Raw genomic sequence first — 24,896 nt, 5'->3', positions numbered from 1 at the left:
CGTTCCTTTGGCAGCATCTTATGTTTTAGTCTGCGGGAGTGTCCATTGTTTTCTCCCGATATTGCACCGGTGTAACGCCCATATAATTTTTAAAAACAGTCAAAAAATAATTATAACTTTGAAATCCTGATTTTTCTGCTATTTTTTTCAGGGAATCGTTGGACTGAAGGAGCAGATGCGAGGCGATTCTGACTCTGTAAGTGTTTAGATATTTCGTAAAGGGAAGCCCCATAGCATCTTTGAAGACTCTGGAAAAGTAGACCTCAGACACCCCACAGTGCCGGCTGATATCTGACAGGGAGATATCAAGATGGTAATTTTGGCGGATGTAAATCAATGCTTTCTGTATTAATGGCGGATATTGAAAGACGGAGGTGGAAATAAGCTGTTCCAGACCCTGATGGTAATAGAGGAGAAACTGTTTTTTTAATGCGTCAATATCCAGGATATTATGGATGGCCGGCGGCTGCACCGCGATAGCCTCATGGTCCGGTGTGGCCGTCCGCAGCGCCAGCTGCATGATTTCGGTCAGACGGAGTACAAGACGCTGAAGTTCCAGAAGAGAAACGTGTGTCTGCTGTACAGATTCAAAAATATGGGTGACAATTTCTGTCACACGTTTTTCATTCAGATGAAGAAGGGATTCCGACAACTCATTTTCTTCCTGCAGGGAGAGCAGCAGGGGAGAATTTTCTTCTTTTTCTTCTGATAGGTCAGAATCGCTGTTAAACGGCTTTACCTGAAGCCGGTGGTGAATTTTCAGGTAGTATGGCCGTAAATGCTCCACCGTATCGAAGACTGGCATGGTTTCTGCAAAGGTATGGATGGAAAGATAACGCCGCAGGTTGTTTTTTAAAAGGCTGATATCCTGAGCCGCAGTCTGAAGAATGGCTGCTTCACTGGTGAGATCAGGAAAGGACAATAAAACCAGAAATTCTCCGTAATTGATATGAGTGATAATTCCCCTTTGAAGCGAAGTAAAAAAAGTATCGCAAAAGTGGAGAACAGTATTTACCACCTTTTGATGGCGTTCATCCGGAATACTCTGATAGATACTGGAGAAATTGGTGATTTGCAGACATGCTGCAACGTGCCGTCTGCCATTTAGCAAAGGATCGGAAGCAAAAAAATGGCGGCTCTCCTCCGGGATTTCATAATTCAAGACCAGATTCCGAAGATACTGCTGTTTTGACAGCTGACACATCTGGTTCCAGTGTCTCTGATGAAGCTGCTGTTTATCGATATGGTGCTGTATTTCTGACAATTTTGTTTCAAGCAGAGACCGGGACAACTCATGTTTTAGGAGGTAATCATAGGCTCCGGCCTGGAGAATTGGTTTTACATACTCAAAATTATCGTAATTGCTGATGACCAGTATCGTAATTGGAAGCTGATGTTTCCGGATATATCCGGCTACCTCTAATCCACTGGCTCCCGGCATTTCCATATCCAGAATTATAATGTCTACAGAATTACCATGAAGCTTTAAGAATTCGATGGCACTGGTCCCGTCCAGCAGCTGTCCGCAGACATGGATGAAGCCGAGGTCTGCCAGAAATGTCTGAAGTTTATTTAACGAAAGTATGTCATCATCGACAAGAAGTGTCTGAAGCATGTGAGTCCTCCTTTACAGGATAGCTTAATAAAATGCGTGTGAAGGTCTGTCCATCGCTGGCAATGGAAAACGTAAAGCGGCTTCCGTACTGGAGACGGAGGCGTTCGATACACGTCCGGATACCGATGTTGGAATAAGTTTCCTCTGTCTGACAGGACAGAGAAAGGATCTGGTCAATCTGATCTTTTCTGATTCCGGAGCCGTTGTCTTCAATGATGATATGGAGCTGTTCTTCCTCCAGATACGCATAGAGAAAGATTATACCATCCTTTTCGAAATTGCTGAAACCATGCTTTATGCAGTTCTCAATAAAGGGCTGCAGAAGAAGCTTTAAAACAGGCAGTTCCAGCAGGGGATCGGCAACATCACACTGAAGTGTAATATCCTGAAAATTATTATATTTTTTTATGGAAATATAGTCCTTGATAAAGCCGATTTCCTGACGCAGTGTAACGAAGTTTTCTGTGTTCTTGGATACGAGCTTTAACATTCTGGTGAATGCGAGAGAGACTTCCTCAATATTTTTCACGCCCTGAAGGCTTGCAAGCTGTGTAATCGTATTCAGTGCATTATAAATCATGTGTGGATTCAGCTGCTGTTGCAGCGTCTGCAGTTCAAGCCGGCGCTGTTTTTCTGCGTTTGACTGAATTTCCTCCAGCATCTTGTCGATTTCATTTTCCAAATACACGATACCGTCTGATATTTCCTTCAGCTCGTCGTTGTTTTTATGATGAAAGACACTTTTCTCCATTGTTGTAATAAAGCGGAGCAGTTCATTTTTAATCAGAAGAATCTTTCTGGAAAGTGATTTCGAGATGATTCTGGAACATGTAAGGGTCTGCAGGAAAACAAGAATCAGGATAATAACAAACAAAATTCTGATGTTTCCGGAATCTTTATAAATATATGTATGCGGAACCAGCACATAAGTGTGGTAATTCGATAAGAGAGAGCTGGCATGTGCCATCTCATAAGGTTCTCTTTCCAGGGTCACAGTTGTTCCCTGGGCAGAGAGGAGATGTTCCATAATCTCGGGTTTGCTCAGAGAGTGGATGGCATTGGTATAAATCAGCTCGTTATTTGGGTTTGCAATGAATACCTGATAATTTTCTCCGTCATAATCGCCTAAAATCGAATGAAGGAGCTCCGGGCTGATATCCACGAGGATAACGGCAAGTATTTCGTCCTCCTCCTTCAGGACGCGGCCGTAGGTAAGGGCTTTCTGACTGTCAGTACTGTATAGATTCCGTTCTGTACAGTAAGTACCGGGAGAGGCCTGTTTAATGTTCTCACAGAGAGGACCGTCGAAGTTCTGCAGACGGTTGACATTGGAACCATTGGTGTAAATACGGTCATAGCGGTCGATGAGTGTATACGAGCAGGCAACTTCACCGTAATTTGAAATGGACTTAAGAAAATTCTCAATCAGCATATGCTTTTTATGTCCCTCGACCGTGACTTCATCGTAATTATCCTTTAGATAACTGCGGATATTTTCATTGGAAAAAATATGTGTAATATTCTGTTCAATGTCCGTTGTCAGGGAATCCAGGGCCTGATTGATGGTTGAGATCCTGCTGTATGTAAAGGTGAGTTCCTTTGAACGCATGGTACGGAACCAGAATGGATACGTTGTGAGACTGATGAGCAGAACAGGAACAATCCCATTAATTAGTAAGAGCAGAACGAGCCGGGCATTAAAATGCGATTTAAAGTAATGAACCAGTTTTGGGTATTTTTCCAATTGCGGTGCCTCCTGATCAAAAATATTCGAAATTGAATATATACAAATGATACCATCCGAAAAAATGTCTGACAATGAAAGATTAAAAATTTGTAGTAACTGGTAAAAAATACAAAGTTTTCTGCATGGCTGGAGTAAGTATAATTAGCACATGAACAAGTTCACAGGGCAGGTTCACAGAGCAGAAAGGAAAAAGAATTGTGAAAAACAGGATAAGCAACAAGATAAACAGGGCTGAGAAAAAGCGAAGATTCATGAAAAATTTCCGGGCAACGAAAACACTGTATCTGTTTGTGGTCCCCGGACTGGTGTATTACGTTTTATTTAAATACTGGCCCATTTACGGGTCACAGATTGCGTTCCGGGATTACTCTCCGTTTTTGGGATTTACGAAAAGCCCATGGGTGGGAATGCAAAACTTTGAGAGATTTTTCCGGTCTCCGGATTTCTTCCTGATACTTAAAAATACACTGCTGATCAATGTAACAAACTTAATACTTGGATTTCCGTTTCCAATTATACTGGCTGTTTTGCTGAATCAGGTCAGGAATAAAGGATTTAAAAAACTGGTTCAGACCGCTACATACGCGCCATACTTTATCTCTGTTGTTGTTCTGGTCGGTATGATGTATACCATGCTCTCTCCATACAGCGGTGTGGTGAATGCGGTGATTCGTTTCTTTGGGGGAGATCCCATCCATTTCATGGGGAAACCCGGAATGTATGTCATGATCTACGTCTTATCGGGAATCTGGCAGACGTGCGGGTGGTCTGCGATTGTCTACATCGCGGCACTGGCATCGGTATCCCCTGATTTACACGAATCGGCAATTGTCGATGGTGCCGGAAGATTACAGCGAATCTGGCATATCGATCTGCCGGGGATCATGCCGACGATTATTACCATGCTGATTCTGACAGCGGGACAGCTATTAACAATCGGTTTTGAAAAATCATATTTGATGCAGAATTCCATGAACCTGGGAGTATCGGAGGTCATATCGACGTATACCTACAAGCGTGGACTGGTGGATGGTGACTTCAGCTACGCGTCTGCGGTTGAGATGATGCAGTCGGTAGTGAATTTTGTGATTCTGATTTCCGTTAACAGGTTCAGTAAACGGTTCAGCGATACATCTTTATGGTAGAATGGGGGATATGTGAATGAAAGCGGGAAAAAAGGACAGAGTATTCGAACTTGTAACGACAGTGCTGCTGGCAGTTATTTTGATCATTGCATTATACCCCTTGTATTTCAGTCTGATTGCCTCCATCAGCAGTCCGCGGGCTGTTTATCAGGGGCGGGTTTTGTTTCTGCCGGCAGATGTTACGCTGGATGGTTACAGAAAGATATTTGCGGATCAATCGATATGGACCGGGTTTGGCAACGGCCTCCTCTATACGTTTGTCGGAACCCTGTTAAATGTTGTGTTTACCGTTCCGCTCGCCTATGCGCTTTCCAGGAAGGAGTTTCCATTAGGCGGCGTGTTCATGAAAATAATGGTCTTTACCATGTATTTCTACGGAGGCATCATTCCGCTGTATTTTGTAGTAAAGCAGATGGGAATGCTGGACAGCATATGGTCGATCGTACTTCCGACGCTGATCAGTACTTACAACATGATTATTGCCAGATCTTACTTTATGGGAAGTATTCCGGAAGAACTGAAGGAAGCAGCGTTTTTAGACGGATGCGGATACGTGGGATTCTTTTTCCGTGTGGCGCTGCCTCTGTCAAAATCGCTGATTGCGGTTATGGTGCTTTTTTATGCGGCAAAACAGTGGAATTCCTATTTTGAACCTATGATCTATTTGAGTTCAGAAAGCCGTTTTCCACTGCAGCTGGTGCTCCGGACCATCCTGATCGACAGCCAGAATTCACTGGCTTCGGCGGATGCGTCTACTGTGGCAGATATGCAGCAGCTGGTAGACTTACTGAAATATGGCTGCGTAGTTGTATCCAGTATTCCAATGCTGGTATTTTATCCCTTTGTTCAGAAGCATTTTGTGAAAGGTGTAATGCTGGGGGCTGTAAAGGGATGAGTGTGCCCGGAAAAGGGCGATAAATGAAAGGAGAAGCAGAATGAAAAAAAGGAGTTTAGCAGTACTGTGTACAGCCGCTGCAGTAGCAGCGGGATGTGTGGCATGCGGAGGGACAGCACAGCCCAAGGGCCAGGACAGCAGTCAGGCCGTTGCAGAGGAAAAAGGAAAAGAGAAAATCAAGGTAACATTTATTAAAAATGAGTGGCATGGAGATCCGAATGACATGGAGATCTATAAGATTCTGGAGGAAAAGACCGGCGTAGAAGTGGAATGGCAGGTTTATTCGGCGGCGACATGGGAAGACAAAAAGAATCTGATCTTATCCAGTGGAGATCTTCCGGATGTCTTTTATATGAATGCCGTCAATGTCAATGATGTGACAAAATATGCTCCTCAGGGAATGTTTCTGGATTTGACGGATTATATTGAGGAGTACTGTCCGAATCTCAAAAAAGTATTTGAGGAAATGCCGGAATATAAGAATATCTGTATTAACCCGGACGATGGGAAAATCTACAGCATTGGGCGTGCAGTGGAGAGAGAAGTCATGTATACCTCCGGTCTGCTCTACATCAATAAGAAGTGGCTGGATCAGCTGGGACTTCCGGTTCCGAAGACTGTCGATGAGTATTATGAAGCGTTAAAGGCATTCAAAGAAAATGATATGAATGGCAATGGAGATAAGGGAGATGAGATTCCATTTGTCTTCCATTACAATTCTTCCGTACCGGATACTGCGTACAGCTATCATCAGCTGTTCGGTTCCTTTGGATATGTGGACCCGGTCTTAACCGTGGGTTCCCATTTCATTGAAGATGAGAATGGCGAGATTATCTATACAGCGGAACAGGAAGAGTACAAGGAAGCAATCCAGTATTACCATAAGTTTGTGGAAGAGGGATTATGGGATTCCGAAGGATTTACTACACCGGATACGTCAGTGATGAATGCCAAGGGAAATAATGATCCCGAAATTGTAGGTTCTTTTATGGCGTACGATTCCACATTTGTCGTTCCTGAAAAATACAAAGAAGATTATGTAATTGTGGAGCCGTTAGAAGGTCCGACAGGAAAGAGAATCTGGCAGAACAGCGCCAACAGCAACGGGAATGTCAATGGAACCCAGTTTGTTCTGACTGCGTCGGCAAAGGGAAAAGAAGAGGCTGTTATGAAATGGCTGGATGCCCATTTTGAACCGGAGATTTCGGCACAGCTGTTTTTAGGGCCGATCGGTACGACTCTGGAGAAGACGGACAGCGGAATGCTGGATTATATTCCTACCCCGGAAGGGATGTCTTATAGCGAGTTCCGATACAAGAATGCTCCTGTACACGTTCCCTGTAAGATTGCTTCGGAGGATTGGGGGAAACTTGTGCAGGTAATGGATGAAGATATCAATAAGCTGCAGATTGCCAAAGAGCATTACGCTCCGTATGCCGGGCAGTCCTCCCTTTTCCTGCTGCCAAATAAGGAAGAGAGCAAATACTTTACCACTACGGCAAAGGATATCGATGATTATGTCAATAAAATGCAGGTGAAATGGCTGACAGAAGGCGGGATCGAAACAGAATGGGATACTTATTTAGAACAGCTGAATAAACTGGGAATCGATCAATACAAGGAAACGGTAAAGGGAATACGGGAAAGGATGGGAAAGCAGTAGAAGTGGATCAGGAAACGAGAAAAAGTAATTTTCTAATATTTATGACAGACCAGCAGCTGGGAACGACCCAGCAGAGCGGAGGTCCGGCTTATATGCCGAATCTGGAACGGCTGAAGCGCCATGGAGTGACGTTTCAGGAGGCGTATTGCCCCTCTCCCCACTGCTGTCCCAGCCGCGCCAGTTTCTTTTCCGGATTGTATCCCTCGGAACACGGTATATGGAATAATATTGATCTGGCAGATGCATTTTCCCATGGCTTAAATGAAGGCATCAGGCTCTTTTCAGAAGATTTAAAAGAAGCGGGATATCAGATGTATTTCAGCGGAAAATGGCATGTCAGTGCAGAAGAAGGTCCGGGAGACCGTGGGTTTGGTCCGTGGATCTATCCGCCGCAGGAGGGACGGTATAAGCAGTGGAAGAAAACCCCCTTCATGGGAGACTGGGACTGGCTTTTGGAGGATGACTATATTACAGAGGTAAGGGGACGTGGTGACGGTGAGATTTCCAGAGTCGGATTTCCTCCATATACCCAGTATGGTGTAAAAGAAAATCCTTTTGGTGATGGTGACGTAGTCTCCTGTGCAGAGGACTGGCTGGAAAAGGTAAGCGAAGATGAGCCTTTCTGTATGTATGTCGGTACACTGGGGCCTCACGATCCATACTTTGTTCCGGAAGAGTATCTGGATCTCTATCCGGATGAATCGATGGAACTGCCGGTGTCGTGGACTGACCGGATGCTTGACAAACCGAATCTCTACAGAAGGACGAGGGAGCGGTTCGATCAGCTTGATGAGACTGAACAGAAACGTTCTCTGAAGCATTACCTGGCTTTCTGCTCTTATGAGGACGCATTGTTTGGCAGACTTCTGGATGTGCTGGGGCGGAGAAATCTTCTGGAAAATACAGTGGTTTTGTATGTTTCAGATCATGGAGATTATGCCGGTGCCCATGGATTATGGACGAAAGGTCTTCCCTGCTTTAAGGAAGCGTATCACATCTGCTCTGTTATGGGGTACGGCGGAATAAAGGCGGAGGGTGCTGTAATTGGCCACAGAGTATCGCTTTTGGACTATGCGCCTACATTTTTAGATCTGGCAGGTATCCTGAAGGCGGACGTTACAGCAGGAAGGCAGAGATTTTCTGGATATTCCCTAAAACCGTTTCTGGAAGGACGTATTCCGGAAAACTGGCGCGAGGAAACTTACACACAGAGCGATGGAAACGAGTGTTATGGGATCCAGCGGAGTATTTTTACTGACGAATACCATCTTGTTTTTAATGGATTTGATTACGATGAACTGTATGATCTGAGGAAAGATCCGGACTGTATGAAAAATGTGATAGAGGAACAGCAATACGAGACAGTTATTTACGATCTGTACAGGAAATTGTGGAGATTTGCATATCTGCATCGGGACGCTTTGGGAGATCCATATATTACGACTGCGCTGGCCAGGTATGGCCCTGGGATAATCAGGGGAGTGAACCGGGAATAAGAAAAAACGAAAATGGGATCCGAACAACCGGGAGTTGTGCGGATCCCATTTTTACATCCTGATCCTCCCACACAATTAGTTCACAGAAAAATCACCAAATCCCATCCGGCCTTTCAGCTTTCTTTCAGCTTTTCATGCTAGAGTATATTTGTAATTTATTTCTGACATTTACACAGAGAAAAGGAGGCGGAACCGATATGGCGCAGGAAATTTTTAAACGTTATGAAAAGAAATATCTGCTGACAGAAGAACAGTATCTCGGTCTGAAGCGGGTGCTTGAGGATCGGATGGAGGCCGATGCATATGGAGTACATACCATTTCCAATATTTACTTTGACACTAAGGATTTTGAACTGATCAGAACTTCCCTGGATGGGCCTGAATACAAAGAGAAGCTTCGACTGCGTGCCTATGGGCAGGTTAACGAGAAGAGTATGGTATTTCTGGAAATGAAGAAGAAATACAGCGGTGTGGTATATAAAAGGCGAGTTCCAATGGAACTTGCATCAGCTGTCCGATATTTGAATGACGGAATTCTTCCGGAGCTGGAAAATCAGATATTTCGGGAAATACAGTATATGAAACAACGGTATCATTTGAAACCGGCGGCGTACGTGGCTTATGACCGTGTGGCGTGTTCCTGCAAAGCGGACCAAGAGCTGCGGGTAACCTTTGACCGGAACATACGCTGCAGAACCGAAGGATTGGATTTACAGGCCGGAACCTATGGGACTTCACTGCTTGAGGAGGGCAGGGTTCTGATGGAAGTGAAAATACCGGGAGCGATGCCGGTCTGGATGAGCCGCGGATTTTCGGAGCTTGGTATCTATCCCGTATCATTTTCAAAGTATGGACGTTACTACAGGGAGTATCTGGTGAACGCGGAGAGGCTGGGACGCTGTGGAAGAGATAGAGAAGGAGGGCGTGACTGTGCTTAACACTATTTTGACAGAAACAGTCAGCTCCGGAATTACACTGCCGCAGCTGATCCTTTGCACATTAACATCACTGGGAATTGGAATTGTGCTGGCATTTCTCCATACATATAAAAATACGAGTTCAAAAAATTTTGTGATGACGTTAGCGATCCTGCCTGCGGTGGTGCAGGCGGTGATTATGCTGGTAAACGGTAATCTTGGTACAGGTGTTGCTGTGATGGGCGCATTTGGGCTGGTGCGTTTCCGGTCTGCGCCGGGCAACGCCAGGGAGATCGGAAGCGTATTTCTGGCCATGGCAATCGGCCTGGCGACCGGTATGGGATATCTGGGGATTGCGGTTCTTCTGCTTCTTATAATCGGAGCAGCAATCCTGATTTTGACCGAACTTCCCTTTGGCAGCCAGTCATTTTCACAGAAGGAGCTGAAGGTAACCATACCGGAAAATCTGGATTATGCTGGGATTTTTGATGATTTATTTGAAAAATACACAAAGAGCGCAGAGCTTATGAAGGTTCGTACGACTAATATGGGGAGTCTTTATGAGCTGTGCTACCGGATCGAATTAAAAAAGGAAGAAGAAGAGAAGACGATGCTCGATGACATTCGGTGCAGAAATGGAAATCTGACAATAGTATGCGGCAGGATCGCGGAGAACAGAGAGGAATTGTAAAAAAGGAGAGATAGAATGAAGCGAATTTTAAGACACGGTCTGTTTCTGGCGGTGGCAGGAACTATAATTATGACAGGCTGCCAGAGCCAAAATGAAGGTCAGACCTCCGGTTCCATTGTGGCAGAAGAAAATGGGAGCACCGGCAGTACGGAAACCGTGATAATCGGAAATGGAGATTCCGTCACAGTGACAGGAACGGGAGCCGCGGTGGACCAGCGTGTCGTGACAATTACGGCAGCGGGAACGTACCGGCTCAGCGGGGAACTTACCGACGGCCAGATTGCAGTGAATGCAGGCAAAGAGGATGAGGTCAGCCTGATTCTCGATGGGTTTACAATATCCAATACCAGTTCGTCCGCTGTCTATGGGATCAAAAGCGGAAGCATCACGATTATTACAGAAGAGGGAACCGACAATGTCATATCCGACGGAACCGAATACCAGTATGAGGAAGAAGGGGCGGATGAACCGGATGCGGCTGTATTCAGCAAGGATGATATCATTCTGGAGGGCAGCGGCATGCTGACTGTCACCGGAAATTACGGATGCGGAATACGAAGTAAGGATCATCTGACTGTGAAGTCGGGAACGTACGTGATTGACGCAGTTCAGGATGCCGTGAAGGGAAAAGATTCTGTGAAAATAGAAGGCGGCACGTTCACCTTAAAAGCAGGTGAAGACGGAATCCAGGCCAGTAATGACGAGGAGGAGGACAAGGGCTATGTAGAAATTTCCGATGGAACCTTTTCCATCACAGCAGGAGCCAAGGGAATTAAGGCGGTGACGCGTCTGGAGATATCAGGAGGAACCATCGACATTGATTCGGAGGATGACGCAATCCATTCCAATGGTGACGTGAACATTACCGGAGGGACTTTTACAATTGCCACGGGAGATGATGGTATTCACGCGGATAACCGGGTGGTAATCGACGATGGAACCATTACGATCATAGAGAGTTATGAAGGAATCGAAGGACTGATGGTTGATATCAACGGAGGTATCATCGATCTTACGTCGGAAGACGACGGATTGAATGCAGCGGGCGGAAATGACGGTTCCGGTAATCTGGAGTTTGGAAGGGAAGGCCGGCCGGGCGGCATGAGAGGAGAAAAAACGGATGGTGCCGGCGGTGCTTTTGGAGCGGTAGAAGGTGCTTATATCAAAATTACAGGAGGAGAGATAAAGATCAGTGCATCAGGCGACGGTATCGATTCCAACGGTGATTTCTATATGGAAGGGGGAACTGTAATCGCAGAGGGACCGACAGACAATGGAAACGGAACGCTGGATTACGATGGAACCGGAACGATCACCGGAGGTATCTTTATGGGAACGGGAAGTTCGGGGATGGTTCAGTCGTTTTCCGAAGACTCTGCACAAAATGTGATTGTGGTGTATTTCACCAGTACAAAAACAGCCGGGACAGAGTGGAAGCTTACAAGCGGAGACGGAACGGTGGAACTTACGGGAAATCCGGCTAAGGAGTACTCTTCCCTGATCGTAAGCTCCCCGGATCTGAAAGAAGGGGAGACGTATCAGATGACTGCGGGAGAAGAATCCATGGAGATCACTGTATCAGGGAGGATTACCCAGTCCGGTACGCGGTCCGGCACAGGTGATGCCATGCCGGGAAAGCGAGGTGCTGACGGCGGTGGCGGGGAAAGAAAACCGGGAGAAGGACAGCGTCCGGGAGGACAAAAGCCCGAAGGGGAGCCTAAGCCCGAAGGGGAACCGCAAAGGGCAACAGCTCCGGATCAGAAAGAATAAAAGGTGAATAGGATTCCAATTCTCCTTTTTTATGGTAAAATAGCGATAGAAAAGGAAAACAGGAGGTTTGACAGACTTTGAAAAATAAAATCTGGCTGGATCAATTGAGAGCAGAAGACAGGGATACCGTTTTTTCCCTGACTTCTGATCCGGAAATCGTAAAATATATGCGTTTTGGGACTCACAAGGTGCCGGAGGAGGCGGAAGAACTCATCCGGAATTATACGGAAAAGGGAAACTACGGCTTTTTGATACGGCTGACGGACAGTGGGGAACCGGTAGGAGTAGCCGCCATGAAACACGATGAGGAGAACTGCCTGGAGTATTCGGTTTCGCTGTTCAGTTTTCAGAGATTCTGGAATCAAGGGTACAATACTGCCGCAGTGGAATTATTGAAGACATTTGCGCAGGAACAGGGAATCAGGAGTCTGAACGCTTATGTGGTGGAAGAAAATCACGGGTCGAGAAAAGTGATGGAGAAATGCGGATTTCACAGAACGGACATTCTTCATTTTGACGATTTCCCTTCCGGCCTGTACGTTTACTCTTTGCAAATCGGATCAAGGGATGAAGACCAGAAGCAGGCGGCTGCCGAAACACCGTGACTGTTACAGGACACGGGGATATGGGAGCCGCAGTATATTGGAATTAGTAGTCAGAAAGGATAACACCATGAAACTGTTTGGAAAGAAAGCTCAGCCGAAAAAGGAAGAGCCAAAGATGCAGGAAGCAGTTCTGACCCTGTATGCCTGCAGAAAAGACGTGAAAACGGTGCCGGATCTTGCCTGCCGCCTGTTTTCTGAAGTGATGGACAAGATTCTTTATACGGATGAAGATGAATTTCACATTCAATTTAAGGATGGCACCGGAGTTCAGTTTCATCTGGTCACCGATGCAGAGGAAACAGAAGTCCAGTCAAAGGGGATGGCCGTCTGCTGCTGTCGATTGACGGAAAGAGTGATTTTGAGGAGTTTTATCCCCAGGCAAGCACCACGATTCTGGATCGGGAGGAGAAAGAAAAGGAGGCCGACAGAGAACGGAAAATGCGTTCCATTGCCATTTTAAAGGAGAAGGGGATTCCCTATCTTGAGCATTTGAAGGCGTCGGTGTTTGAAGCAGAATGTATAATTCCGGACAAGGAAGTGGTCGTTCATCGCCTTGCCTGTACTTTTGCCGCTTGTGTCCAATCTGAAATATATACCAGCGGACAGTTTGAAAACTGCGCAGAAACAGCAGCGGAAGAGATCGCTCAGCTGGAGAAGAACTATCAGATTTCGGAATGGCTGTCAACGGAAGAACGGGACTATCTTGAAAATCCGGATAAGGATCCGGCGCTTCATAACCGGTTTGGCTGGCGGTACGAGTGTTGTTCGGTACTTTTGTGGGCACTGTCCATGATTGAACTGAAGGAACCGACAGAAATCTGCGATGCCTCTGAGCTCGGTGCAATCATGTGGAACCATACCTTTGACAGTCTGATGGAAGCATCGGTTCTTCGCAGCCGGGATGAGATTCTCGACATGCAGGATCTTGTACTGCGGTATGACTGGGCCTGTGTCGATGCGAGGATCCATCACAGGGAACTCCCGATGCTGAGCGGTGATATTATCTACGAGTGGCATTATGCGCTGAACTGGCTGGTGCAGGCCGATGGAATCGCGGACTGGGACAGAGTGATAACGACGACATAGGGGATGAGAAAACAAAGAGAGAATATAGAGGTGGCCGGCCTCTATATTCTCTCCTGTTATTATTTGATCAAATCATCGCTTTCTTTCAGCAACTGCCCCCACAGGACATACCTCCTGACACAATCCACACCGCAGACAATGACTTCCGTCAATACGACAGGGAACTCCCGGCGCAATGCATTTTTGCGGACATGCCTCCGTACACTGTCCGCAGCCGATACAGTCATCGGTGATAAAAAAGCCGCTCACTTCCTCCTTTGCCCCGCCATAGGAAAAACTTTCCCGGCTGATGGGGTAGTTAAGCAGGTCAAACCATTCCCCGCTGCCTTCATAAATCAGAAATGCGTCGAGTATATAGCGGCTGTTTCCTGGATAAACCTCATTCATGCCCGGGTTCTGGAGAAATACCTCATCCACCCATTTTTTATCTGCAAGGCGCAGACGTCCGGTAAATTTGAGCGACTGGCAATCCGGACACATGGCGCTCAGCGCGATCTCACCGGTAGCTGTCAGCTGTTTATAAAAAGGCTTTCCTTTCGAGGTTACAATGTACATACCGTCGTCATTGGCAATCATGATGTTGATGATTCGGCTCTGCGGATGGCCCCCGGCGTCCACAGTCGCAGCGGACGCTATCTTGACCTGGCGAAACATCGTTACGTATTTTTTTGCTTTTTCGTTCATGTAAACCACCTCCTGGCAATCCAAGCTTACTCCTTTTGTGAAGAATTGTAAATACTGTGGTTACCCGGATCGATCAAGTACTTCATAAAACGATCTGTTCATGGATAAGTCCAGACCTCCGCCGGAAAATGAGATTAACAGAATTGCCGCCGTCATGTATAATAGTAGGCAGTGACGTCTGATTTCATTTTCAATGATGGAGGAAGTGATGGAACGACAGGAACGGGCTGAATCGACGGCAGTATTTTTTTCTTAATCATGACATACAGATGTCCTGTATGTCCGCTATAATGAAGAAAAACAGCAGCCAGGAAGAGCGAAGGAGAACGGTATGACAGAATCGAATAAAAAGGTAATCCTGAAGAGCAGGATCGAGCAGATATGGGACGTAGTGACGGATTTAAACGATTACAGCTGGCGCAGTGATCTGCAGAAAATTGATATACTGGAGCCTGGAAGGAAGTTTGTGGAGTACACGAAGGAGGGATATCCGACCACCTTTGTGATTACCCGGTTTGAGCCGCCGCACCGGTATGAGTTTACCATGGAGAATGGTAATATGACAGGCACCTGGGCGGGCGTGTTCCGCCAGACGGAAAAGGGCTGCGAGGCGGATTTTACAGAGCGGGTGGACGTGAAGAAGTGGTTTATGAAACCCTTTGTCCCAGGCTTTTTGAAAAAACAGCAGGAACAGTATTTTCAGGACTTAAAGGCGGCACTGGGTGAGTGAGCACTTGTGGAAAGAACTGTCATGAATAACAGGAGGTGTTTATGAAAATCGACCGATTAATCGGAATCCTGTCTATCCTTTTGCAGCAGGAAAAGGTGACTGCACCCTATCTGGCCGAGAAGTTTGAGGTATCCCGGAGAACCATCAACCGGGATATCGAAGACATCTGCAAAGCGGGCATTCCTCTTGTAACGACGCAGGGCCCCAATGGGGGGATTTCCATTATGGAAGGGTACCGGATCGACAGGACCGTACTGACTTCGTCGGAGATGCAGTCTATTCTGACCGGCCTCCGAAGCCTGGACAGCGTTTCCGGCACGAACAAGTACCAGCAGCTTATGGACAAGCTGGCTATGGGAAATTCGTCCATTCTGACCTCGAACAGCCATATTCTGATTGATTTATCCTCGTGGTATAAATCATGCCTTGCACCGAAGATTGAACTGATTCAGGCGGCGATCGACGCCAGGGAATACATCAGCTTTGCGTATTTCGGGCCTTCCGGGGAGAGCCGAAGGAAGCTGGAGCCGTATCTGCTGGTCTTCCAGTGGTCCTCCTGGTATGTGTGGGGATACTGTACGGAACGTGAGGATTACCGGCTGTTCAAATTAAACCGTATGCTGGAACTGAAAGCGCTGGCTGAACATTTTGCGGAGCGGAAGGTTCCGGCGTATGATATGTCGCCTGACAAGGCATTCCCGCCGCGGATTTCTGTCACAGCAGTCTGTGAAGCGGATATGAAGTGGCGGCTGATTGAAGAAAGCGGACTGGAGAGCTTTCAGGAGCGGGAAGATGGAAAGCTGGTATTCCATTCCTGCTTTTCCGACCGGGGAAGCGTTTTTAGCTGGCTGCTCAGTATGGGAGATCGTGTAGAACTGGTGGAACCGGAAGAACTTCGGGAGGAATTTGCTGCGATGGCAGAAAATATTTGCCGCATTTACCGGTAATGATGACATACAGTTGTCGTGATTAAAGTGGTATTCTGGGATTGTTAAGGAAAAGACCACAGGAGTGGTGGAAAAGAGGACAACCGGATGGATTACGAAATCGTGACACTGCCTGAGAAGAAGGCGGCAGGAATCACTGCAAGAACGAATAACCACGCTCCGGACATGGGAAGCGTGATAGGCGGGCTATGGGAACGCTTTTATGCCGGGGGGATTTATGACAGTATCCCTGCAGACAGGAGAGGCTGGGTCCTGGGGATTTATTCCAATTACGAGAGTGATGAGAACGGCGATTATGACATGACTGCGGCCTGTGAGGTGACAGATACTGCCGGAATCCCGGAACACTTAAGTCTCTGTACGATCCCGGCGGGACGATATGCGAAGTTCGTGGTAAAGGGCGACGTACAGCAGGCCCTGGTTCAGTTCTGGACAGAACTGTGGAGTCTGGATTTGAAGCGGGCATTCCGGGCCGACTTTGAAGAGTATCACGGGATAGAAGGAAGAGATGCGGAGATTCATGTCTATATCGGCTTGAAGGAGTAGTGGAGGGGAAGTTATGAGTGTGGATTTCAAAAGAGTTACTTTGGATAATATTGAGGAAGAACATATCTGCTGTGCCATATCGGATAAAAAGGGGGAGACGTGCGTGGCCTCCAAGAAGGCATGGCTGAAGGAACGGATGAAAGAGGGGCTTGTGTTTGAAAAGCTGGATGTGCGGGGAAAGGTATTTATTGAGTACCTTCCGGCGGAGTATGCCTGGGCGCCCATCGATGCGGATGGATACTATTACATCGATTGCCTGTGGGTATCCGGGCAGTTTAAAGGGCAGGGCTACAGCAGCCAGCTTTTGGAGCACTGCATCGCAGAAGCCAGGGTGAAGGGAAAGAAGGGCCTTGTCGCACTCTCTTCCAAAAAGAAGATGCCGTTTCTGTCCGATGGGGCCTATTTGAAACATAAGGGATTTGTAGAAGCCGATACCGCCGCGCCATACTATGAACTTCTGGCACTTCCGTTTGGAGAGGGGACAGCCCTGCCGCGCTTTTTAGAATGTGCAAAGACCGGCGAGATTGATGAAAAGGGTTGGGTCCTGTACTATACGGCCCAATGTCCCCACACGGCCAAGTACGTTCCGATTCTCACGGAATACGCCGGAAACCAGGGAATACAAATCAAAGCAGTGAAGCTAGAAACGCGGGAAGACGCCAGGCAGTCGCCGAGTCCGTTTACAACGTATGCCGTATTCTATGATGGGAAATTTGTGACGAATGAGATTTTATCAGAGAAGAGCTTTGAAAAATACAGAAAAAAAGTGGAATAATCACTTTTTCCACATCTATATCATACCATAAAAATCACTTTTTTTCAAGACTTGTAATGGAAGAGTGAAAGGCGTAGAATCAGTACTTACCAAATACGGGAGGTAATGAGATGCAGGAGAAATGGTATGAGCTGATGGAAACGGTACAACGGAAGCAGGAGCTGGAAAGAGTGCTTGCCTGCAATGAAAAGACAGAGGCCTTCGGACTGATGCTTACGGAGGAGGACGCAGGGAAACTGATGGCCTGCAGGCGTGATTCCTTAAGGACGCAGATGCGGGTCGAATTCGGGAAGGGGATCCTGCCGGAGATCATTGAGACATTCTGCGATTCACCATATCTGCAGCAGGAAAATTATGCCGATGTGATTGCAGAGCTGCAGGAAGTCTTTTATCTCTACAAGAATGAATCAGAGGACAACTTAACGGATGAGGAACTTTTGGCATTTATGAAAGAACAGTTTGACGGAGTCTGCTGCGGTTCAGTCGCCTATCTGGAAGAAACGTGTCTGGAGCGTTTTGCAAGAGCAGTCCGCGCCGGATACCGGGATTATGTGGAGGATGGCGGCAGCGGAGAATACGGGAAGTTCTCGGAAGAAGCACGGTGGGACCGGGATCTCTTTCTGGAGACGCTTTTTGACCTGCTCAGTTAGGAGGCGGACATGGACTATACGATGGAAGAACTGCTGCCTGTTGTCGGAAAACTGACGGAAAAGTATACCGGTTTTTCCAGTACCTCGGTCACCTATGAGACGGCCAGACAGCTGATGGAAGCGGTGCTTTACTGCCTTCGGGAAGCAGAAGCTGAAGCGCTTAAGACGGGGAAAAACAGTGTTGCCGCGGCTCTAGACACAGAGTTGTGGCTGCTTTACCAGCAGGGATATGAGGTGGTTCTGGAGAAGACAGCCAGGGCTAAAAAGGTTTACGAACAGATCATTGCGAATTTCCGTTCCTTTGGAAACCGTTGCTACGAGGATACGATCATCAGGGGGATGCCGGAATTTTTTGTCCGCTATGATGCCAGATTCCGGCCCCAGGATCATCTGCTCACGTTGGATTATCCGATTCTGAGGCCAGTCGGAAAACGAAGCGGGATTGACGCTGTCTATTTTTATTTATCCTGTGTTCTTCTGGAACAGAGATTTCTGGGCAGGCTGCCGGAACCGTACGGAAAGGCGGTCTTGGAACATTTTCACGGGGATTATGAGGAGCTGATTCTGAACGTGGCTTCTGTCATCCTGCGGAATCTGGTGGTTCACATGATGATGGGGAAAAAGCTTTCAGAGAATGCTGTGACAGCAGACGATATGGAGCGGTTTTGCATCTGTGTGAAGAACTGTGACCGGCAAAAGCTTGAGGAGGCCATCAGCCATCAGCTGGAACGGCTGACAGGCGGGCCGGAAGGCGACAGAGCCCTCTATTCCTATCTGTCCTGTGACCGGAAGGATTTTGCTGCTGAATTAAAGAATGCCGCGGAATGTGGATATATGGATCGCATGATCGTATATTAGATTCCCGCCGTAATCTATTTGAGGGAAAGTAATTTTACCGCAGAATCGTTCAGAAGTCTGAAACCAGGAGAAGGAGGCATATCCTACTGCTATGAATGCTGTGATTTCCCGTGCAGAAGGATCCGGGATCTGGACAGAAGCTATCGAAAACGCTATGGAGCAAGTCTCATTGGACAGTCGCTGTATATGAAGGAAAACGGAATAGACCGGTTTCTGGAAGAAGAGCAGAAGCGGTATACATGTGCGGTCTGCGGCGGAATAATCTCTCTCCACGACCGGACATGCAGTGAATGTGGGCAGAGATAACCGTAGGAAGTCCTGATCAATATTATGATGATACCGATCGTAAAAAAGAAGAATATATACATAATGCACAAAAAATAATTGAATTATTGATAAAATGGCGAATAGACTAAAAAACTTTTAGCATATATAATTATTTTTGTGATTTAATATTGGTGCTATTCATTATGTATATCCTGAGAATTGGCTCAGAGTTTCTACCAACTACCGTAAAGAGTTGACTACATAGTTTATGTAGTTGACTCTTTTTTTGGTAATCAAACGCTGGTTGGTGGAAAGGAGTGACAATAGAAAACCTTGAAAGCATAGACTACAGGATAGCAGCGCAGACAGTCTGATCAGTTTATTAAAGGAAGATGGAGGACATACTATTGGAACGTAAAACAGGAGTCGCAGACAGGTTTTTTGGGATTTCACAGAGTCATTCAAGCGTTAAAACGGAAATACTTGCAGGAATCACAACTTTCATAACGATAGCCTATATTCTTATTCTGAACCCCCAGATTTTATCTGATCCATATGTTATTATGGGAGACCCTGCCATGGCAGGTAAGATTGCAAATGGTGTATTTATCGGCACCTGTATCGGAGCGTTTATCGGTACGGCACTTTGCGCGTTATATGCCAGGGTTCCTTTTGCGCAGGCGCCGGGGATGGGATTAAACGCATTCTTTGCATACACGGTTGTGCTGGGAATGGGATATACCTATGGACAGGCGCTCGTTATCGTATTTATATCCGGTATATTTTTCATTGTAATCACAGCAATCGGCCTGAGAGAGGCCATTATCAGATCAATCCCGGATGCAGTCAAGACTGCCATTACACCTGGGATCGGCCTGTTTATCACAATCATCGGACTGAAGAATGCCGGAATTATTATATCCAATCCGGCTACACTTGTAAGCCTGGTGGATTTCTCCAAATGGAGAAGCGGCGCAGATATGGTTTTAATTAACGGCGCTCTGGTGGCTTTGATTGGCCTGATTATCATGGGAATTCTTCATGCCAGAAGAGTGAAGGGATCGATTCTGCTTGGAATTGTAGCGGCAACCCTCATAGGCATTCCCCTTGGAATCACACAGCTGTCGAATCTCGATATGAATCTCGGTGTGAAATTCAGGGATTTTGCAGAAGTTTCCTTTCTGAAAATGGATTTTGCGGGTCTGTTTGCCGGAACAAATTTTGTGGAAACGCTGTTTACGGTAACCATGCTGGTTATCAGCTTTTCTCTGGTCAATATGTTTGATTCGATTGGAACGCTTCTCGGAGCCGCCAGGCAGTCCGGGATGATTGATAAAAACGGCGAGGTAATCCGGATGAAACAGGCATTGATGTCAGATGCGGTTTCAACACTGGCCGGTGCGATGGTAGGGACATCGACGGTTACCACCGTGGTGGAATCCAGCGCAGGTATTGCAGAAGGCGGCAGAACGGGACTTACAAGCCTTGTAACCGCGGTCATGTTTCTGGGAGCCATCCTCTTTGCACCGATTGTCAGCATTGTTCCGGCAGCGGCAACCGCGCCTGCGCTGATTTTTGTCGGTATTTTAATGCTTGGAAACATCCGGGATGTGGACTTCAGCGACATGAGCAATGCGCTGCCTGCATTCTGTACCATCGTATTTATGCCATTTACATATTCCATTGCCAATGGTGTTGCGTTTGGACTGATTACCTATTGCCTGATGAATATTATGACAGGGAAAAGACGGGAAGTACGGGCATTAACCTTTATGATTTCTGTTGTATTTGTGGTGAGGTATGCGTTTATGACGTTAGGATAAGAAGAACAGTACTTAAACCATTTAGAGCTGGTGTGAGACGAAAGTCAAAACACCAGCTCTTTTGCTGCCCCTGTTCCCGTTTCAGCGCTGTATTTTGTCACAGATACTTATGGTCCACTTTTTCTCTTTTGGAAAAAACGTCCCGTCAATCTGAATTGATTGAACCGTCACTGGATGTTATAAAAAAATAGAAATCAAATAAAGAGAAAGACAGGTGATTTGCAATGGCAGCAGATGCGAAAACGCAAAAGAAACAGATGATGCTGACGGAAAATATCCGCACGCTGATTCCACGAATGGCTGTGCCCACCATCATGGCGCAGCTGATTACCACGATCTACAATCTGGTGGATACGTATTTTGTAAGTACGCTGGGGACGAATGCCACAGCGGCAGTGGGGGTGAACAGCTCCTTAGAGAGGATGATTACTTTAATTGGCTCATTAATCGGGGCCGGAGCCTGCAGTTACATAGCGAGACTCCTCGGAGCAAAGGACGATGAGCATGCTGATAAGGTACTTTCCACGTCATTTTTCAGCGGCCTCGGCCTCGGAATTATCTTCATGTTTATTGGAAAAATGGTGATCGGAGACCTGGTATTCTGGCTGGGAGCCACAAAGGAATGCGCCCAGTATTCAATCCAGTACGCAAATTACGTGTTGTATGCAGCGCCGTTTATGATAGGCAGTTTCATCCTGAATATGTGCTTAAGAAGTGAGGGGAGCGCCACATTTTCCATGATCGGCATCGGATTCGGCGGAATTTTAAACTGTTTTCTGGATCCGCTGTTCATCTATCATTTTGGACTTGGCGTCGCGGGAGCTTCCATGGCCACGGCCCTTTCCAAATTCATCAGCTTTTGTATTCTCCTGTATCCGTATATCAGAAAGACCAGTGTTGTGAGTATTTCTGTCAAACGAATCAAATTCCTGATGGATGACGTAAAAGAGGTGCTCGCCATCGGCTCCAGCTCGTTCTTCCGCTCCGCACTCAGCGTCGTGGCAGCAGTTTCAATCAACCGGGTAGCGGGAAGCTATTCCACTGCGGCTCTGGCGGCACTGTCTGTTGCAAACCGGGTCATGGATTTCCCGTTTGCCATTATACTGGGATTCGGACAGGGATATCAGCCGGTTGTAGGATTTAACTGGGGAGCGAAAGCGTGGAAACGTGTCCGGGAAAGCTACGTATTCAGCTGTGCCGTCGCTGTGCTTGGAGCGGTTGGAATCGGTGCGGTAATCTTCGTGTTTGCGAATCCCATCGTTCATGTGTTCAACAGCCAGGCGGATTCCGAGGTGCTGCGATTGGGAATGCTCTGTATACGGCTTCAGTGCTGTGTGCTGGTATTTCATTCTCTCGGCTCACTCGTCAATATGTTCTATGCCGGTATTGGGCATGCCAAATATGCTCTGATTATGAATCTGGCGAGACAGGGCTACTGCTTCTTCCCGGTACTGTTTATTGCTCCTGTTTTCCTGGGAATCAACGGTGTCGCAGCCACGCAGGCGATTGCCGATTTGCTGAGTGTGATTGTCATTGTTCCTCTTGGACTCAAAGCGCTTAAGCTTATTCGGGAACAGGAAGAAAAACAGCCCTGAAATTTCTTGTTTGGAAAGAATCGGGAGAGAAAACGGAATTGATTGGAAGCAATGATCTACTTTATAATAAAATCAGCAGATAAGAAGGAGGCACAATATGTTTATTGAGGTTGACAAAGAGGTTTTTGAGACAGAAGACGAAAGTGTGATTAACATCCGCCAGAAATTATTCCCGGAGGAAGAAAAGATGCCGCTGGCGAAATACTTTTATAATTATCCGCTGCATGCTCCGACGCCGGTGGAGATGCAGATTATCAATCAGTTAAATCCGATGAATCCGGAAGACGCTATTTTGCCGGAGAATTTCATGGACCTTTTGAAGCCGTACGGGTATGATAAGATTGAACTGGGATACTGTATGTTTCCCGATGGCTCCGGATACGTGGCCACTTACCGGGTGCGGCCGCCGCATATCAGTGGAGAGATGGAGCGGTGGTACCGGAACTGGAGAAATCTAAAATCAAAGAGTATGGTGCCCGGCCATGGAAATTTAAGATATAAGATCTGGAATTATGCGGATCATTTTGACCATTACTATGTAAACTGGCAGGATGGCTCCGATGGAATCCATACCACGGAGAGTCTGGATCTGGGCGGGGGTGACCGCATGTACGATACCATACGCCACCAGTTTGATTTGGAGGATTTTGGTCTGACAGATGAGAAGATGAAGGAATTAAAGGACGCGGGCTGCCAGCTGACGGGAAAAGGTTCTTATGAGACCTTTGACGAGCCGGGAACGCATCTGTGTTTAAGCTATTCGCGTCCGTGTCCTTTGGGCGGCATCGAGACTAGAAGCCGGGAATGGATCGGATGGAGACCGGTGAACGGAAAGCTGGTCAGAGATCCCAGTACGAAATGCAGCGAAGAATATTTAAAAAAAGTAGTGATCCACACCCTGGTGGAGTGGGAACATCTCTACACATTTCTTCCGGATCTGTACGCGGAGTATCATGACCAGCCTGCAGATGCCGATTAAAATATAAGGGGAACAAAAGATTATGGGGAAGCAGGGGGCACAGCAGACTGGATTCGGAATGAGAGATAAGATAGGCTATCTGTTTGGGGATTTTGGAAATGACTTTACGTTTGTGCTGTCATCCGCATTCCTGTTGAAATTTTATACGGACGTCATGGGGGTGTCCGGTTATATTGTGGGAATTATGATGATGATCGCGCGGCTTTTAGACGCGGTAACCGATATCACGATGGGACAGTTGGTGGACCGTTCTCCGGTGAGGCGGGACGGCAAGTTCCGGCCATGGATCAGGAGAATGAGCGGTCCGGTGGCTTTCTCCAGCCTTCTGATGTATGCGAGCTGGTTTCAGAATATGGGGATGGCGTTTAAGGTGGTCTGGATGTTTGTTACCTATCTGCTGTGGTGCAGCATCTGTTACACCGGGATTGTAATTCCTTACGGCTCTCTGGCTTCCGCCATCACCAGTGATCCCGTGGAGCGCACGCAGCTGTCCAATTTCCGTTCGGTGGGAGGAACTCTCGCCATGACGGTATCCAGCGTGGTTCTGCCCCTTGCAGTCTATTATACCGATGAAGCCGGCCACCGGGCGCTGTCCGGGGCAAAGATGACGACGGCGGCGCTGTTCTGCTCGGTTGGCGCACTGATCTGTTATATTCTGTGCTACAGTCTGACGACAGAGCGGGTGAAGCTGGGGCAGACAACGGAGAAATTCGACGCGGGAAAACTGCTCCGCAGTCTGGCACATAACCGGTGTCTGCCTGGAATCGTGCTCGTGGTCCTGATACGGGAGGTTGCCAATACAGGGCTTCAGGGTATGGCCTCATATATCTATCCAAACTATTTTGCAAATACAGTCGCGCAGTCTCAGAGCGGCGTCGTGGGTACTGTTATTACGCTGATAATGGCTGCGTTTATTGTGAAGCTGGCAGTCAGATTCGGAAAGAAGGAGATAACTGCCGCAGGCTGCTTCCTGGCATCTGGAATTCTTGCAGTTGCTTACTTTGTACATACTGAAAATGTATATGTCTGGATTTTCTTTTATGCGGTGGCAACTGTGGGGCTTGCGGTATTTGGCCTGATCGGCTGGGCAATGGTATCGGATATCATTGATGATACCGAGGTGCGGACGGGAGAACGGGGGGATGGAACGATCTACGGTATTTACAGCTTCGCCAGAAAAGCAGGGCAGGCGTGTTCCTCCGGTGTTACCGGGATTCTGCTGAGTCTCATCGGCTATACGCCGGATACCGCATTTGACGCGGTGGTGACGGACCGGATCTATGACATCACATGCCTGGCTCCCATGATCGGGTTCTTTGCCATGGCGCTGGCCGTGATCTTCCTCTATCCGCTTGATAAAAAGACGGTGCTGGGGAACGCGGTGAAGCTGGAAGCAGAGAGAGGAAAATAAA

Annotated in this window: 23 protein-coding genes and 1 riboswitch; of the genes, 20 read left to right on the top strand and 3 right to left on the bottom strand. The window is 47.2% G+C overall.

Going from position 1 to position 24,896, the window contains the following annotated elements:
* Positions 1-25 precede the first annotated feature (25 nt).
* Entirely contained in the window at positions 26-1,615 is a 1,590-nt protein-coding gene (locus tag NE473_RS21300; RefSeq protein WP_055649120.1) for a response regulator, read from the bottom strand.
* Positions 1,590-3,359, bottom strand: a complete 1,770-nt coding sequence (locus tag NE473_RS21295; protein ID WP_256265380.1) for a cache domain-containing sensor histidine kinase — start codon at positions 3,357-3,359, stop codon at positions 1,590-1,592. The genes NE473_RS21300 and NE473_RS21295 overlap by 26 nt, the downstream gene beginning before the upstream one ends.
* Before the next feature lie 200 nt (positions 3,360-3,559).
* Between NE473_RS21295 and NE473_RS21290 the strand changes: the two genes are divergently transcribed.
* The 10 genes from NE473_RS21290 (at position 3,560) to NE473_RS21245 (ending at position 13,630) form a co-directional block, all read left to right on the top strand.
* A complete protein-coding gene (locus tag NE473_RS21290; protein ID WP_006775177.1) occupies positions 3,560-4,507 on the top strand; it encodes an ABC transporter permease in 948 nt (315 codons plus the stop codon).
* A 16-nt stretch (positions 4,508-4,523) separates the two neighbouring features.
* Positions 4,524-5,402 carry a carbohydrate ABC transporter permease gene (locus NE473_RS21285; RefSeq protein ID WP_006775178.1) on the top strand — a complete coding sequence of 293 codons (879 nt, stop codon included), beginning with the start codon at positions 4,524-4,526 and terminating at the stop codon, positions 5,400-5,402.
* A gap of 40 nt (positions 5,403-5,442) precedes the next feature.
* Positions 5,443-7,065 carry an extracellular solute-binding protein gene (locus NE473_RS21280; protein WP_055649122.1) on the top strand — a complete coding sequence of 541 codons (1,623 nt, stop codon included), beginning with the start codon at positions 5,443-5,445 and terminating at the stop codon, positions 7,063-7,065.
* Between the two features lie 2 nt (positions 7,066-7,067).
* On the top strand, positions 7,068-8,561 hold the full coding sequence (locus tag NE473_RS21275; RefSeq protein WP_155560707.1) for a sulfatase family protein: 1,494 nt from the start codon (positions 7,068-7,070) through the stop codon (positions 8,559-8,561).
* Positions 8,562-8,758: 197 nt separating this feature from the next.
* The gene (locus NE473_RS21270) at positions 8,759-9,499 is read left to right on the top strand and encodes a polyphosphate polymerase domain-containing protein (RefSeq protein ID WP_055649124.1); all 741 of its coding nucleotides are present in this window, start codon (positions 8,759-8,761) and stop codon (positions 9,497-9,499) included.
* Positions 9,492-10,169, top strand: a complete 678-nt coding sequence (locus NE473_RS21265; protein WP_055649125.1) for a DUF4956 domain-containing protein — start codon at positions 9,492-9,494, stop codon at positions 10,167-10,169. Before NE473_RS21270 ends, NE473_RS21265 begins: the two co-directional genes overlap by 8 nt.
* Positions 10,170-10,184: 15 nt before the next feature.
* Positions 10,185-11,939: a carbohydrate-binding domain-containing protein gene (locus NE473_RS21260; RefSeq protein ID WP_055649126.1), complete on the top strand. Its 1,755-nt coding sequence runs from the start codon at positions 10,185-10,187 to the stop codon at positions 11,937-11,939.
* Between the two features lie 77 nt (positions 11,940-12,016).
* Positions 12,017-12,544: a GNAT family N-acetyltransferase gene (locus NE473_RS21255; protein ID WP_055649127.1), complete on the top strand. Its 528-nt coding sequence runs from the start codon at positions 12,017-12,019 to the stop codon at positions 12,542-12,544.
* 37 nt (positions 12,545-12,581) lie between these two features.
* Positions 12,582-13,004 carry a hypothetical protein gene (locus tag NE473_RS21250; RefSeq protein ID WP_242866057.1) on the top strand — a complete coding sequence of 141 codons (423 nt, stop codon included), beginning with the start codon at positions 12,582-12,584 and terminating at the stop codon, positions 13,002-13,004.
* The gene (locus NE473_RS21245) at positions 12,983-13,630 is read left to right on the top strand and encodes a DUF4272 domain-containing protein (RefSeq protein WP_242866058.1); all 648 of its coding nucleotides are present in this window, start codon (positions 12,983-12,985) and stop codon (positions 13,628-13,630) included. Before NE473_RS21250 ends, NE473_RS21245 begins: the two co-directional genes overlap by 22 nt.
* 72 nt (positions 13,631-13,702) lie before the next feature.
* Here the strand turns inward: NE473_RS21245 and NE473_RS21240 are convergent, their stop codons facing one another.
* On the bottom strand, positions 13,703-14,314 hold the full coding sequence (locus NE473_RS21240; protein WP_055649128.1) for a 4Fe-4S binding protein: 612 nt from the start codon (positions 14,312-14,314) through the stop codon (positions 13,703-13,705).
* A 331-nt stretch (positions 14,315-14,645) separates the two neighbouring features.
* Between NE473_RS21240 and NE473_RS21235 the strand changes: the two genes are divergently transcribed.
* The 10 genes from NE473_RS21235 to NE473_RS21190 all read left to right on the top strand — a co-directional run bounded on the left by NE473_RS21235 (position 14,646) and on the right by NE473_RS21190 (position 24,895).
* The gene (locus tag NE473_RS21235) at positions 14,646-15,044 is read left to right on the top strand and encodes an SRPBCC family protein (RefSeq protein ID WP_055649129.1); all 399 of its coding nucleotides are present in this window, start codon (positions 14,646-14,648) and stop codon (positions 15,042-15,044) included.
* A gap of 41 nt (positions 15,045-15,085) precedes the next feature.
* Positions 15,086-15,991, top strand: coding sequence for a helix-turn-helix transcriptional regulator (locus NE473_RS21230; protein WP_006775188.1), 906 nt, complete (start codon positions 15,086-15,088; stop codon positions 15,989-15,991).
* 87 nt (positions 15,992-16,078) lie between these two features.
* Positions 16,079-16,537, top strand: a complete 459-nt coding sequence (locus NE473_RS21225) for a GyrI-like domain-containing protein (protein WP_055649130.1) — start codon at positions 16,079-16,081, stop codon at positions 16,535-16,537.
* Positions 16,538-16,550: 13 nt separating this feature from the next.
* Positions 16,551-17,312, top strand: a complete 762-nt coding sequence (locus tag NE473_RS21220; protein WP_172682234.1) for a GNAT family N-acetyltransferase — start codon at positions 16,551-16,553, stop codon at positions 17,310-17,312.
* 110 nt (positions 17,313-17,422) lie between these two features.
* A complete protein-coding gene (locus tag NE473_RS21215) occupies positions 17,423-17,962 on the top strand; it encodes a DUF6323 family protein (RefSeq protein WP_055649131.1) in 540 nt (179 codons plus the stop codon).
* Positions 17,963-17,971: 9 nt separating this feature from the next.
* Positions 17,972-18,820, top strand: a complete 849-nt coding sequence (locus NE473_RS21210; protein WP_055649132.1) for a DUF6179 domain-containing protein — start codon at positions 17,972-17,974, stop codon at positions 18,818-18,820.
* A gap of 450 nt (positions 18,821-19,270) precedes the next feature.
* A riboswitch (purine riboswitch) is annotated at positions 19,271-19,367 on the top strand.
* A 112-nt stretch (positions 19,368-19,479) separates the two neighbouring features.
* Positions 19,480-20,910 (top strand): NCS2 family permease, encoded by a 1,431-nt coding sequence (locus tag NE473_RS21205; protein WP_006775750.1) that lies wholly within the window; start codon positions 19,480-19,482, stop codon positions 20,908-20,910.
* A gap of 224 nt (positions 20,911-21,134) precedes the next feature.
* On the top strand, positions 21,135-22,505 hold the full coding sequence (locus NE473_RS21200) for an MATE family efflux transporter (protein ID WP_055649133.1): 1,371 nt from the start codon (positions 21,135-21,137) through the stop codon (positions 22,503-22,505).
* A gap of 97 nt (positions 22,506-22,602) precedes the next feature.
* Complete coding sequence (locus NE473_RS21195) at positions 22,603-23,484, top strand: DAPG hydrolase family protein (protein WP_055649134.1); 882 nt, start codon at positions 22,603-22,605, stop codon at positions 23,482-23,484.
* Positions 23,485-23,506: 22 nt separating this feature from the next.
* Positions 23,507-24,895 (top strand): MFS transporter, encoded by a 1,389-nt coding sequence (locus NE473_RS21190; protein ID WP_055649135.1) that lies wholly within the window; start codon positions 23,507-23,509, stop codon positions 24,893-24,895.
* Position 24,896 lies beyond the last annotated feature (1 nt).

Origin of the sequence: Hungatella sp. SL.1.14 (genome assembly GCF_024460495.1) — a bacterium.
GTDB classification, from domain to species: domain Bacteria; phylum Bacillota; class Clostridia; order Lachnospirales; family Lachnospiraceae; genus Hungatella; species Hungatella hathewayi.
The sequence above is the reverse complement of the archived record's forward strand: the minus strand, read 5'-3'. Positions and strand labels throughout refer to the sequence as shown.